Source organism: Oryzihumus leptocrescens, assembly GCF_006716205.1.
GTDB classification, from domain to species: domain Bacteria; phylum Actinomycetota; class Actinomycetes; order Actinomycetales; family Dermatophilaceae; genus Oryzihumus; species Oryzihumus leptocrescens.
The window spans coordinates 867,939-881,074 of sequence record NZ_VFOQ01000001.1 but is presented as its reverse complement, the minus strand read 5'-3'; the positions used below and the strand labels follow the sequence as shown (position 1 = coordinate 881,074).

Sequence of the window (13,136 nt, the reverse complement as noted above, 5' to 3'; positions counted from 1 at the left end):
CCCCGCCTGTCGACGAGGGAGACGCGGGCCAGCGCGTGTCCGGTGCGGTTGGCCGCCGGCGCGTCCGGTCCGTCCGGCCGCTCAGCTGGCCCAGGTCGGGCGGATCGGCATGTGCGCGTCGCCGTCGGCGCCGACCTTGACCCCGAGCACCTGGTGCAGCTGGATGCTGTTCTCCTCGAAGGACAACCGCGACCCCGCGAGGTAGAGGCCCCACACCTTGGCCGTGCCCGGACCCACCTCGGCGACGGCCTCGTCCCAGCTGGCGCTGAGGTTGCGGCACCAGTCGCGGGTGGTCATGGCGTAGTGCTCGCGCAGGTTCTCGGCGTGGCGCACCTCGAACCCGACGTCCTGCATCACGGTGATGATCGAGCCTGAGCCGGTCAGCTCGCCGTCGGGGAACACGTAGCGGTCGATGAACCCGCCGCGCGTGATCCCGGGGTGCTTGTTGTCCGTCCGCGTGATGCAGTGGTTGAGCAGCCGGCCTCCCTCGCGCAGCCGCGCCTTGAGGAAGCGGAAGTAGCCGGGGTAGTTGCGCACCCCGATGTGCTCGGTCAGGCCGATCGAGCTGACCGCGTCGAACCCGGTCTCGGTGACGTCCCGGTAGTCGAGGTGGCGCACCTCGGCCCGCTCGGAGATCCCGTCCTCGGCGATGGCCTTGGCCGCCCAGCGGGCCTGCTGGTCCGACAGCGTGACGCCGAGCGCGGTGACGCCGTAGTGCTTCACCGCGTGGCGGACCATGCCGCCCCAGCCGCAGCCGACGTCGAGCAGCCGCATGCCGGGCTGGAGGCCGAGCTTGCGGCAGACCAGGTCGTACTTGTTGGCCTGCGCCTCCTCCAGGGTCGCGTCCACGCTGGGGTAGCACGCGCAGGTGTAGGTCATCGACGGGCCGAGGAGGATCTCGTAGAACCGGTTGGACACGTCGTAGTGGTGGTGGATCGCGTCGGCGTCGCGCGCCTTGGAGTGCCGCAGCCCGTGGACCATGCGGCGCCACGGCGCAGGCGTCTCCTGCGGCGGGAGCTCCGGCGGGCGAAGTCCCTTGAGCCCCAACGACTTCAGGATCTCCGGCAGCTCGTTGACCTTGGGCACGTGCGGCTCCACCTCGTCGCGGAACGTGCGCAGCAGGTCGTAGGGGTCGCCCGGGTCGGCGCCCTCGATGCTGAGGTCGCCGGCGACGTAGGCGCGCGCCAGGCCGAGCTCGCCGGGCGCGGTGGCGATGTAGCGCACGGCCCGCTCGTTGGCCAGGTGGATGGTGAACCTCGAGTCCGGGTCGCCCGCCGAGGACCCGTCGTATGCCGTGAACCGCACCGGTGTGCCGGGGTCGAAAACCCGGTCCAGCATCTGCCCGATGGTCAACGTCATCTGCGTCTCACCGCCTTGTCGTAGAGCGAGGGCAGCCGGCCCTCGGGGTCGTAGTGCGCCTTGACCGCGTGGTAGGTCTCGCCGCCGTAGTGCGCCCAGAAGTCAGCCTCGTCGTAGTAGGCGTCCGAGTAGAGGGACTTGTGCCCGCCCACGTCGTGCACCTCCCGCTCGATGGCCCGGTTGACGTCGCCGTCACGCCGACCGTCGGCGATCGGGACCGTCGACCAGAACCCCACATTGACGTAGGTCCGCCCGGGTTCCAGGGGGTAGAGCGGCCAGCCCGCGCGGCTGACCGCGGTGTCGCGAAGCGCCAGCGGGCACAGCCAGATCGGCTCGATCGGCACCTCGCGCAGGAACCAGCGCAGGAACTCCGCGGTGCGCTCCAGCGGCACCTCCACGTCCTGCACGACCCGCTCCGTCGGCGGCCGGCCGCGGCGCTCGTCGAGCCGGGCGAAGACGTGGTGGCGGTTCTCGAACGCCACGAGCTTCCAGTAGACGTCGCTGCGCAGCAGCCGTCTCGGCCACAGCCGGCGCACGACCGGGTGCTGCGCCCCGAACGCCCGCGAGCACCAGAACCAGTCGGTGTCCCAGCGCCACAGGTAGTCCCGCACCGTGAGGAAGTCCACGGACTGCTCGCGGATCGAGCGGTAGAACACGCGCTGCCCGGTGTAGTCGCTGGTGAACGGCGCGTGGTCCTGCCAGTCGCCCAGGACCAGGTAGCTCTCGCCCGCCGAGAACACCACGCCGTCAACGAAGTCGACGGGTTCGCCCTCGTGCACCCGCGTGCTGGTCACCCGCCCGATCGCGTCCTGCAGCGCGTCGAGGTCGGTGAACCGCACGTGCCGGAGCCGCACGTAGGGATGCACGCGCTCGAGCTCGATCCGCAGCCGCAGCGCGTAGCCCAGCGAGCCGTAGGAGTTGGGGAACGCGCGGAACAGGTCGGCGTGCTCGCCCTCGGGCGTGGCCGTGACGATGTCGCCGTCCCCGGTGAGGATCTCCATCTCGAGCACCGACTCGTGCGGCAGCCCGCTGCGGAACGAGGACGCCTCGATGCCGAGCCCGGTCACGGCCCCGCCGAGGGTGATGGTCTTCAGCTGCGGCACGACCAGGGGCATGCAGCCGTGCGCCAGCGTCGCGTCGACGAGGTGCTCGTAGGTGGTCATCCCCTGCACGTCGGCGACCAGGGCGTCGGGGTCGACCGAGAGCACGTGGGTGAAGTCGCTGACGTCCAGGCCGGGGGCGCCGGTCGCCTCGCGGGGCCGGAACAGGTTGGACGTGCGCTTCGCCAGGCGCACGGGGTGACCGGGCGGCATACCGGCCAGCTGCGCCCGCAGCGCATCGCGCGCGGCCTCGTGCGCCGCGCCTCCCACCGCCTGGACCTGTGCCTGTGCCATGCGCCTCCCCAGCTCGGGGCCAGATTAGGGCGGCATCGCCTCCGCGGCATCCGCTCGCGGGTCTAGGCTCGGCGCTCCCGGGCCGGACTGTGGCCAACATCCCGTATGCCGGGACACGGGTCTCGCAGTACGGTCGCCTCACTAGGCTGTCCCCGACCTGACGGCCCAACCCCCGGTGGGAGGCGTTCGTGTTTCGCAAGGTGCTCGTAGCCAACCGAGGAGAGATCGCGGTCCGCGCGTTCCGCGCCGCCACCGAGCTCGGCGCGACGACGGTCGCGGTGTTCCCGCACGAGGACCGCAAGAGCGAGCACCGGCTCAAGGCCGACGAGGCCTACGAGATCGGCGAGCCGGGCCACCCGGTCCGGGCCTACCTCGACCCGCAGGAGGTCACCCGGGTCGCGTCCGAGGCCGGCGCCGACGCGATCTACCCCGGCTACGGCTTCCTCTCGGAGAACCCCGCGCTGGCCGAGGCCTGCGCCGAGGCTGGCATCACGTTCGTCGGCCCGCCGGCGTCGGTGCTCTACCTCACCGGCAACAAGGCGCGAGCGATCGCGGCGGCCAAGGAGGCGGGCCTGCCGACGCTGCGCAGCGCCGAGCCGAGCGACGACGTCGAGACCCTGCTCGCCGCTGCGGACGAGGTCGGCTTCCCGATCTTCGTCAAGGCGGTCGCCGGCGGTGGCGGTCGTGGCATGCGCCGGGTCGAGCGGCGCGAGGACCTGCGCGAGTCGCTTCAGGCCGCGATGCGCGAGGCGGAGTCGGCCTTCGGTGACGCCACAGTGTTCCTCGAGGAGGCCGTGGTCAGCCCGCGGCACATCGAGGTGCAGATCCTCGCCGACGGCTCGGGCAACGTCATCCACCTGTTCGAGCGCGACTGCTCGGTGCAGCGCCGGCACCAGAAGGTCGTCGAGATCGCGCCGGCGCCGAACCTCGATCCCGAGCTGCGCCAACGGATCTGCGCCGACGCCGTGGCGTTCGCCAGGGAGATCGGCTACGTCAACGCGGGCACGGTGGAGTTCCTGCTGGCCCCCGACGGCCGCTACGTGTTCATCGAGATGAACCCGCGCATCCAGGTCGAGCACACGGTCACCGAGGAGGTCACCGACGTCGACCTCGTCAGCGCCCAGCTGCGGATCGCCTCCGGGGAGACCCTGGCCGACCTCGGCCTGTCGCAGGACACCGTGCGGCTGCGCGGGGCAGCGCTGCAGTGCCGGATCACCACCGAGGACCCGGCCAACGGGTTCCGTCCGGACACCGGCCACATCACCGTCTACCGGTCCGCCGGTGGCGCGGGCGTGCGCCTGGACGGCGGCACGGTGTTCGTCGGCGCGGAGATCGGCGCCCACTTCGACTCGATGCTGGTCAAGCTCACCTGTCGCGGGCGTGACTTCGGCACCGCGGTGCGCCGGGCCCGCCGGGCGCTGGCGGAGTTCCGGATCCGTGGCGTGTCCACCAACATCCCGTTCCTGCAGGCGCTGCTGGACGAGCCCGACTTCGTCGCGGGGCGGCTGTCCACCTCGTTCATCGACGAGCGTCCCGGCCTGCTCACCGCCCGCACCCCGGCCGACCGCGGCACCAAGCTGCTGACCTACCTGGCCGAGGTCACGGTCAACCAGCCGTACGGCCCCTCGCGCACGAAGGTGTCCCCGCGCAGCAAGCTGCCGGCCATCGACCGTGACGCTCCCCCGCCGCCCGGCGCCCGTGACCTGCTGATGCGGGTCGGCCCGGAGGAGTTCGCGCGGGCCCTGCGCGCGCAGGTGCCGGTGGGGGTCACCGAGACCACCTTCCGCGACGCCCACCAGTCGCTGCTCGCCACCCGGGTGCGCACCCGCGACCTCATGCACGTCGCGCCGCACGTGTCCCGGCTGACGCCGCAGCTGCTCAGCGTCGAGGCGTGGGGCGGTGCGACCTACGACGTGGCGCTGAGGTTCCTGTCCGAGGACCCCTGGGAGCGTCTCGCCCAGCTGCGTGGGGCGATGCCGAACCTGCCGTTGCAGATGCTGCTGCGCGGGCGCAACACCGTCGGCTACACGCCCTACCCGACCAAGGTCACCGACGCGTTCGTCACCGAGGCGGCGCGCACCGGCATCGATATCTTCCGGATCTTCGACGCGCTCAACGACGTCGACCAGATGCGACCGGCCATCGACGCGGTGCGGGCCACCGGGACGGCCGTGGCCGAGGTGGCCCTGTGCTACACCGGCGACCTGCACAGCCCGTCGGAGACGCTCTACACCCTCGACTACTACCTCAAGCTGGCCGAGCGCATCGTCGACGCCGGCGCCCACGTGCTGGCGATCAAGGACATGGCCGGCCTGCTCCGGGCCCCGGCCGCGCGGACCCTCGTCACGGCGCTGCGCGAGCGGTTCGACCTGCCGGTCCACCTGCACACCCACGACACCGCCGGCGGCCAGCTCGCGACCCTGCTCGCGGCGATCGACGCCGGCGTCGACGCGGTCGACGTGGCCAGCGCCTCGATGTCCGGCACCACCAGCCAGCCGTCGATGTCGGCCCTGGTCGCCGCGACCGACGGCACGCCGCGGGCCACCGGGCTGGACCTGCAGACCGTCTGCGACCTCGAGCCCTACTGGGAGGGCGTGCGCCAGCTGTATGCGCCGTTCGAGTCCGGGCTGCCCTCCCCCACCGGCCGGGTCTACACCCACGAGATCCCCGGCGGCCAGCTGTCCAACCTGCGCCAGCAGGCCATCGCCCTCGGCCTGGGCGACCGGTTCGAGTCGATCGAGGACATGTACGCCGCGGCCAACCGGATCCTGGGCAACGTCGTCAAGGTGACGCCGAGCTCGAAGGTGGTCGGCGACCTCGCCCTCGCCCTCGTCGGCGCCAACGCCGACCCGGCCGACTTCGAGGCCAACCCCACGAAGTACGACATCCCCGACTCGGTCATCGGCTTCCTCAACGGCGAGCTGGGCGACCCGCCCGGCGGCTGGCCCGAGCCGTTCCGCACCAGGGCGCTGGAAGGGCGCACGGCCCGGCCCCGGGTCACCGAGCTGACCGAGGAGGAGGAGGCCGCGCTGGCGGCCGACCCGCGGCATACCCTCAACCGGCTGCTCTTCCCCGGGCCGACCAAGGAGTTCGAGGCCTCCCGCGACGCCTACTCCAACCTGTCGGTGCTCGGCACCGGGGAGTTCCTGCACGGGCTCGCGGTCGGCACCGAGCACGAGGTCGACCTCGAGCCGGGCAAGCGGCTGCTGCTCGGCGTGCAGTCGGTCAGCGAGCCGGACGAGCGCGGCTTCCGCATCGTCATGTGCACGGTCAACGGGCAGCTGCGTCCGGTGCAGGTGCGCGACGAGTCGATCGCGGTCGACGTGCGGGTCGCCGAGAAGGCCGACCCGAGCCAGCCCGGCCAGGTGGCGGCGCCGTTCGCCGGCGTGGTGTCCCTGTCGGTGGAGTCGGGCCAGCAGGTCGAGGCCGGCGCGCAGGTCGCGACGATCGAGGCGATGAAGATGGAGGCCGCGATCACCACGCCGGTGGCCGGCACCGTGCAGCGCCTCGCCATCGGCGGCCAGCAGCAGGTCGAGGGCGGCGACCTCCTCCTCGTCGTCAGCTAACGCCAGCTTCCCTCCCGCTGAGAGGGACGTTCGTCAGGCTTCAGACCCCGCCCAAGCCTGAGGAACGTCCCTCTCGGCGGGAGAGCAGCAGGGATCTCACCGCCGCCAGCGTGTTGTCGACGGCCAGCAGCCCATGGGCGTCGACCTGGAAGACCACCCACCCGAGCTCTCGCAGCCGGTTGTGCCGCCACAGGTCGCGGCTGTGGGTGGCGACCTCGCGGTGGTGGTCACCGTCGTACTCGATGCCCACGCGCTCCTCCTCCCAACCGAAGTCGAGCCGGCCGACGAAGCACCCACGCGGGTCGAGTACGACCAGCTGTGAGGTCGGTCGGGGCAAACCGAAGTCGAGCATGTGGACCCGCAGCAGCGACTCCCGCGGCGATTCGGACCGGGGGTCCAACATCGCGGCCACGTCACGTGCCTGACGGATCCCCCTGCGCCCCCGCACCCGTTGGGCCTCGGCCATGACGTGAGCGGGGTCAAGCGCGGTGACGCGAAGCAGGTGGTCACAGGCGGCAACCGCCCACTCCCGTCCCGCCCCGCAAGCCAGGTCAAGGGCCGTGCGCAACGGTGAGGTCGCGAGCCCGAAGTCAGTCTCGACCACCTCATCCGGTCCCAGCTCACGGTGATGTACGCGGACCGAGGGCCGGCACCGCTTCTGGTGCGCGGTGCTCACCCGTATGTCAACCGGCGCGCGCGGCGATGCCAGCCGTGAGCCGAGTGCCCACGCCGCGCTACGCCCGACGAAGACCGCTTGCTCCCCCAGGGCCAGACGCGCAGCATGCATCAGGTCGCCGTGGTCCCGGGGGACGTCGAGCGGTTCACGGCACTCATGGACCCCACGCATGACCCGGTCGAAAGAAGGACCGTAGAGGACGCCCCGGGTGAGCGACGCCAGACCCTCCTCCGTGCTGAACGGGCCGAGGGCCAACTGAGTGGGGATGACCTGCCGTCGGTTCGCCATGACCGCCACGGTCGGCGCCCATCCCGCGAACGACCACCACCCACGCCACCTCTGTGGACGACGGGACTCGGCTACGACCCCCATGTGGACAACCCAGCCAACCCGCCGGGAGGGACGTTCCTCGGGCTTCAGACCCCGCCCAAACCCGAGAAACGTCCCTCTCAGCGGGAAAGAGCGGCACGGCCGCGCCGGGGCTCACCAGGAGCCGGAGCCACCCCCGCCGCCACCGCCGCCGGAGAACCCGCCGCCGCCGAAGCCGCTCGAGCCCGAGGAGCCCGGCGTCGAGGTGAACGTGCCGCTGGCCGTGGTGGAGAAGCTGTCCACGCCGTTGGCGATGTCCTGGAACCCGCCGAAGCCGCCCGGCCCGAAGACGTACCAGCTCGGCATCACCATGGTCTGCCCCGCGGCAGCCGCTGCCTGGGCGACGTCGGCGAAGACCTTGGCCCAGCGGTCGGCCACCCCGAACACGATCGCGAAGGGCAGGTAGCGGCTGAAGATGTTGGCGGCCTCGTCGAAGGCGATCTGGTTGGCCTCGGCGGTCAGGAGGTACTGCTTGAACCCCAGCGACTGCGCCAGGACGGCGCTCCCGGTGGCGGTGCGGGCGGCCATCCGCCGGCCGAGCAGGTTGACGATGAGGCCGGCGACGACCAGTCCGGCGGCGAGGATGATGCCCGACGGGATGGGCAGCCCGAGCCCGGCGCGCGCGTCCACCGCCGAGCTGTTGAGCCCGAAGAACCAGCCCGACCCCACGCCGACGATGACGAGCGCCATACCCAGACCGGTCCACACCCGCCGCTGGCTCTGCGGGGACTTGCGGAACCACCCGCGCCGGACCACCTCGGCGTACATGTCGGACTGCACTGACGACAGGATCGGCGCGAAGTGGTTCTTCAGCGCCGAGAGCATGACCGGGTTGGACTCGCGGAAGATCCCGCCCAGCAGGACCTGCTCGTAGGTCAGCAGCTCCTCACCGGCTGGCGGCGGCAGGGCGGTCAGCTCCCAGTCGGTGCGGGAGAACATCCCCGTCCCGGGCACCTCGCGCACCGTGAGGAACCCGCGCACCGCGAGGTCGACGACCGTCGCGCTGACGTCGATGGTGTTGGCGGTCTCGTCGATGATCGTGCCGACCATCCCCGGCTGCACGCCCTGCGGCGGCTGGAACTGCACCGCCACCGCTCCCGGCCGCGACCCGCGCACGACCTGGCCCTCGGCGCCGCCGGCGGGCGTGAGGCCCGGCGTCAGACCGGCGTACTGCTCGTCGCGCCCGCGGGTCCACACGAGGAAGCCCATCAGCGCCGCGGCCAGGACCGGGACGGTGATCCCGGCGCCGACCCCGAGCAGGCTGACCGTCCTGGCCGCGCCCGGCGACAGCGTCGAGCCGCCCTCGGAGAAGCTGCCGCTGGTGTCGGTGCCGCCCGAGCGCAGGTCGGGGCTGGTGTTGGTGAAGACCGTGGTCGGGAACGACGAGACGACACTCACCTGCTGGTATGCCGGGATCGGGCCGGCGCTGAACGTCGCCGTCGCGCCGGGCTGGGCCGTGCACTGGGCCTTGGAGCCCTGCTCGCCGTAGTAGCAGGCCGCCTTGGTGACCGCGGCTGGCCCGTGCACCGTCACCGACACCTTGTCGGTCGGGACGGAGGTCTGGTCCCCGGTGACGTTCCAGAAGAGCTCGACGTGGTCGGGGAAGCCGTTGACGACGTGGGCCAGGTGGTAGCGGATGACGTAGGTCTGGGTGCCCTGGACGGTCTGGTTCGGGTCGCCGACGCGGATGACCGTGTTGGCGCCGAGCTGCGAGACGTCGACGTCGGCCGGCGCCCCCGACGGGCTCGACGCGCTGACGTCGCTCATCTCGTAGACGCGGTGCTGGGTCGTGCTGTTCTGGTAGCCCTGCGAGGTGATGACGTAGCGCTTGATGCCGTGGTGCTCACCGCCGCCGAAGTCCCAGACGAGGGTCTCGGTGACGTCCATGCCGCCGTCGGCCTGCACGTCGTAGGCCGCGGTGAACGACACGATGTGCTCGGTGTCCGCGGCCAGCGCGGCCGTCGGCAGCCCGAGCAGGACCCCCAGCGCCACCAGCACCCCGAGCAGCGCCCGCAGCCTCCCCCGTGTGCCCACGCGCGTCACCTCTCCGTTCGGTGCGACATCGCGCGCTGTGCCTCGCGGTTGTCCTGGCGCTCGCGCAGCGCGTGACGCTTGTCGTACTGCTTTTTGCCCTTGGCGAGCGCGATCTCGACCTTGGCCCGGCCGTCCTTGAAGTACAGCGACAGCGGCACGATCGTGTGCCCGGCCTCACGGGTCTTGATGATCAGCTTGTGGATCTCGTCCTTGTTGAGCAGCAGCTTGCGCCGGCGCCGGGCGGCGTGGTTGGTCCACGTGCCCTGGGAGTACTCGGGGATGTAGACGTTCTCCAGCCAGATCTCGCCGTCGTACTCGCTGGCGAACCCGTCGATGAGGGACGCCCGGCCGGCCCGCAGCGACTTCACCTCGGTGCCGGTCAGGACGAGACCGGCCTCGAAGGTGTCCTCGATGAGGTAGTCGTGACGCGCCTTCCGGTTGCTCGCAACCAGCTTGCGCCCCTGCTCCTTGGCCACCGTCGCCGTCCCTTCCTCGCGTGCCTGAACCGCGGGGTAACGCTACCTGCCCGGGAGGGCAGGCAGCGACGGCCTTTCGCCGGTATGCCGAGTGGCCGGCTCCCGGCCTCAGAGCCAGGTGCGCGGGTTGACCGGGTTGCCGTCCTCCCGGGTCTCGAAGTGCAGGTGGCAGCCGGTCGACATGCCGGTGGTGCCGGAGTAGGCGATGACCTGCCCGCGACTGACGTGGCCGCCGGTGACGACCCAGCTCGACAGGTGGTTGTAGGTGGTGGTGAGGTCGACGCCGCGGACGATGCCGTGGTCGACGACGAGCTGGTTGCCGTAGCCGCCGGAGGCCGACTCGGGCACCGCCATGATCACGTCGCCGGATGCCGCCGCGTGCACGGGCGTGCCGCAGTTGACCGCGAAGTCGAGGCCGGCGTGCAGCTGGTAGCGCTGGGCGACCGGGTCGAAGCGCATGCCGAACTCCGAGGAGGTCGGCCCGTCGACCGGGTAGCTGAGGAACCCTCCGCTGGACGGGATACCCGGCGCGGGCGCCTGGTTGGCGCGGCGGCGGGCGGCCGCGGCGCGCGCGGCGGCGAGCTTGGCCGCCCGGGCCCGCGCGGCCAGGATCGCGGCCAGCTTGTTGGACTGGGCCTGCATCTTCTGCAGGTTCTCGGTCTCGCGGGCCTTCTTGACCGCCACGGCGGCGGCGTACTTCTTCTGGGCCGCCTGCAGCAGGTCGAGCCGCTGCTTGGCCGTGGCCGCCACGTCGCGGGCGGACTGGGCCGCAGCCACGGCGTTCTCGGCCTGGATCTTGAGGATGGCCACCTGGCGGCGCACCGCGGACAGGTGGGACTGGACCGCCTTGCCCTCGGCCTCCTGCGTGGACAGCCGGCGCAGGGCGCCGTTCTGCAGGCGCATCACGGTGTCGACGAGCACCACCCGGGTGGCGAAGTCGTCGGGGCTGGTGGCGTTGAGCGCGACGGAGAGCTCGCCCATCCCGCCCTGCTGGTAGGTGCGGCGGGCCAGGTCACCGATGAGGTCGCTGGTCTGCTGGGTGTCCTTGGCGTTGGTCGCGAGCACGTCGACGGCCTTGGCCTCGTTGGCCTGGGCGACGGCCAGCTGCTCGGCGACCTGCTGGTTGTGCTGCTCGGCCGCAACGACCTTGGCCTGTGCGGCGGTCAGCTCACGCTGGGCGACCGGCAGCTCGGCCTGGGTCCGCTTGAGCGCGATGTAGGCGTCGGCGAGGTCCTTGGTGGTCTCGCCAAGCTGGCTGCGCAGGGCGGAGATCTGCTTGTCCAGCCGGGCCTTGTCACCCCGGGTGTCGGCGTTGCCGACGGGGGCGAGGGCGAGCCCCGCGGCGGTCGCGAGGACCGTCAGCAGCACGACCCACCGGCCACGGCGGAACCGTCGGGTGGGCGTCGTCTCGGGGGGTAGCGCGCTCATCGGCAACATTGCTACCACAGGTCACACCAGTCACAGGGGCATTCGCCCGGCGAGTTGACGATCTCGTGACCCCGCCCGGCCGGGCACCCGGCATACCGGCCCGGCCGGCCGAGCGGGACGGTGGCTCAGACGCGCAGGTAGCGGCGCAGGGTGAACCAGGAGGTGACCATCGCCAGGGCCGCACCGCTGCCGACCAGCCACGGCGTCATGGCCCACACGTCGCCGACCCCGACGAACCCGATCGGCAGGATCGTGGCCAGGAAGCCGGTCACGCCGTAGTGCACCGTCGCCCACAGCAGCCCGACCGCGAGGGCGCAGCCGACCAGGGTGGCGATGACCGTCTCCATGATGAACGGCAGCTGGATGACGAAGGCCGAGGCGCCGACGAGGCGCATGATGCCGGTCTCGCGGCGTCGGCTGAACGCCGTCTGCCGGATCGTGGTCACCATGAGCAGGATGGCGCACAGCACCATCGCCCCGGACAGGCCGACCGCGCACAGGCTCATGATGTTGAGCGCGGTGAAGAACTTGTCGAGCAGCGCGCGCTGGTCCTGCACCTGCTCCACCCCGGGCGCACCCTGGAAGGAGCTGGAGATGACGGCGTACTTGCTCGGGTCCGACAGCCGCACCCGGTAGCTCTCGGGCATCTGGTCGGGCTTGACGTTGTCGACGATCGGGCTGTTCTTGAACTGCACCTTGAACCGCTGGTAGGCCTCCTGCGGCGACTCATGGAAGACCTCCTTGACCAGCGGCTTCATCTCGTCGAGCTGGCTCTTGATCTGCTGGCGCTGCTCGTCGGTGACCGGTCCGGCAGCACACGAGGGCGTGTCGGAGTTGTTGGTGCACAAGAAGATCGAGACCTGGACGCGGTCGTACCAGTAGTCCTTCATGGTGTCGACCTGGCTGCGCGCGAGCAGGCCGAAGCCGAGGAAGAACAGCGACACCATCGTCACCAGCACGACCGAGACGGCCATGGACATGTTGCGGCGCAAGCCGATCCAGATCTCGCTGAGGATGAACTGCAGTCGCATCAGGGTGTTCGTCGCTTCCGGTTCGGTCGGGTGCGGGGAGGTATGCCGGGTGCGCGGCTAGCGCTGGACGCCGTAGACGCCGCGGGTCTGGTCGCGCACGAGCGTGCCGTGGTCGAGCTCGACGACCCGCTTGCGCAGCTGGTCGACGATCTCGTCGTCGTGGGTGGCCATGACGATGGTCGTGCCGGTGCGGTTGATCCGGTCCAGCAGGCGCACGATGCCCAGGCTGGTGGTCGGGTCGAGGTTGCCGGTCGGCTCGTCGGCGATCAGGATCGCCGGCTTGTTGACGAAGGCACGGGCGATGGCCACGCGCTGTTGCTCACCGCCGGAGAGCTCGTGCGGCAGGCGCTTCTCCTTGCCCTCCAGGCCGACCAGCTCGAGCGTCTCGGGCACCAGGGCCTTGATGTCGTGGCGGCTGCGGCCGAGCACCTGCAGGGCGAAGGCGACGTTCTGGAAGACGGTCTTGTTGGGCAGCAGCCGGAAGTCCTGGAAGACGGTGCCGATCTCGCGGCGCAGCGCCGGGACCTTGCGGGAGGGCAGCGAGGCCAGTTCGCGTCCGGCGACGAGCACGTTGCCCGTGGTGGCGGCCTCTTCCTTGAGCACCAGGCGCAGCAGCGTCGACTTGCCGGAGCCGGACTGGCCGACGACGAAGACGAACTCGCCCCGCTCGACCTCGAGGCTGATGTCCGTCAGCGCCGGGCGCGAGGACCGCGGGTAGGTCTTGCTGACGTTCTCGAAGCGGATCATGCGCGGGAGGTGCCCTTGCCTGCTCGGGGACGGAAGCGGCATACCCACCCCGGCAG

The 13,136-nt window shown here is 71.2% G+C and carries 9 protein-coding genes; 1 reads left to right on the top strand and 8 read right to left on the bottom strand.

The window, feature by feature from the left end:
- Window positions 1–81: 81 nt before the first annotated feature.
- Window positions 82–1,359: a class I SAM-dependent methyltransferase gene (locus tag FB474_RS04135; protein ID WP_141787505.1), complete on the bottom strand. Its 1,278-nt coding sequence runs from the start codon at window positions 1,357–1,359 to the stop codon at window positions 82–84.
- A complete protein-coding gene (locus tag FB474_RS04130; protein WP_141787504.1) occupies window positions 1,356–2,753 on the bottom strand; it encodes an FAD-binding oxidoreductase in 1,398 nt (465 codons plus the stop codon). Before FB474_RS04130 ends, FB474_RS04135 begins: the two co-directional genes overlap by 4 nt.
- 188 nt (window positions 2,754–2,941) lie before the next feature.
- Between FB474_RS04130 and FB474_RS04125 the strand changes: the two genes are divergently transcribed.
- A complete protein-coding gene (locus FB474_RS04125; RefSeq protein WP_141787503.1) occupies window positions 2,942–6,319 on the top strand; it encodes a pyruvate carboxylase in 3,378 nt (1,125 codons plus the stop codon).
- A 40-nt stretch (window positions 6,320–6,359) separates the two neighbouring features.
- Here FB474_RS04125 and FB474_RS04120 read toward each other — a convergent pair whose 3' ends face one another.
- The 6 genes from FB474_RS04120 to ftsE all read right to left on the bottom strand — a co-directional run bounded on the left by FB474_RS04120 (window position 6,360) and on the right by ftsE (window position 13,080).
- On the bottom strand, window positions 6,360–6,731 hold the full coding sequence (locus FB474_RS04120; RefSeq protein ID WP_141787502.1) for a hypothetical protein: 372 nt from the start codon (window positions 6,729–6,731) through the stop codon (window positions 6,360–6,362).
- Between the two features lie 747 nt (window positions 6,732–7,478).
- Window positions 7,479–9,398 (bottom strand): DUF2207 domain-containing protein, encoded by a 1,920-nt coding sequence (locus tag FB474_RS04115; RefSeq protein ID WP_246092036.1) that lies wholly within the window; start codon window positions 9,396–9,398, stop codon window positions 7,479–7,481.
- A gap of 5 nt (window positions 9,399–9,403) precedes the next feature.
- Window positions 9,404–9,874, bottom strand: a complete 471-nt coding sequence (gene smpB, locus FB474_RS04110) for an SsrA-binding protein SmpB (RefSeq protein WP_141787500.1) — start codon at window positions 9,872–9,874, stop codon at window positions 9,404–9,406.
- A gap of 108 nt (window positions 9,875–9,982) precedes the next feature.
- Complete coding sequence (locus tag FB474_RS04105) at window positions 9,983–11,302, bottom strand: peptidoglycan DD-metalloendopeptidase family protein (RefSeq protein WP_141787499.1); 1,320 nt, start codon at window positions 11,300–11,302, stop codon at window positions 9,983–9,985.
- A 125-nt stretch (window positions 11,303–11,427) separates the two neighbouring features.
- The gene (gene ftsX / locus FB474_RS04100) at window positions 11,428–12,333 is read right to left on the bottom strand and encodes a permease-like cell division protein FtsX (RefSeq protein WP_141787498.1); all 906 of its coding nucleotides are present in this window, start codon (window positions 12,331–12,333) and stop codon (window positions 11,428–11,430) included.
- 57 nt (window positions 12,334–12,390) lie between these two features.
- Window positions 12,391–13,080, bottom strand: coding sequence for a cell division ATP-binding protein FtsE (gene ftsE, locus FB474_RS04095; RefSeq protein WP_141787497.1), 690 nt, complete (start codon window positions 13,078–13,080; stop codon window positions 12,391–12,393).
- Between the last annotated feature and the right edge of the window lie 56 nt (window positions 13,081–13,136).

Coding starts and splice junctions, on each gene's coding strand:
- FB474_RS04135 (WP_141787505.1), bottom strand. CDS start 1,359: ATGACGTTGACCATCGGGCAGATGCTGGACCGGGTTTTCGACCCCGGC.
- FB474_RS04130 (WP_141787504.1), bottom strand. CDS start 2,753: ATGGCACAGGCACAGGTCCAGGCGGTGGGAGGCGCGGCGCACGAGGCC.
- FB474_RS04105 (WP_141787499.1), bottom strand. CDS start 11,302: ATGAGCGCGCTACCCCCCGAGACGACGCCCACCCGACGGTTCCGCCGT.
- ftsX (WP_141787498.1), bottom strand. CDS start 12,333: ATGCGACTGCAGTTCATCCTCAGCGAGATCTGGATCGGCTTGCGCCGC.
- ftsE (WP_141787497.1), bottom strand. CDS start 13,080: ATGATCCGCTTCGAGAACGTCAGCAAGACCTACCCGCGGTCCTCGCGC.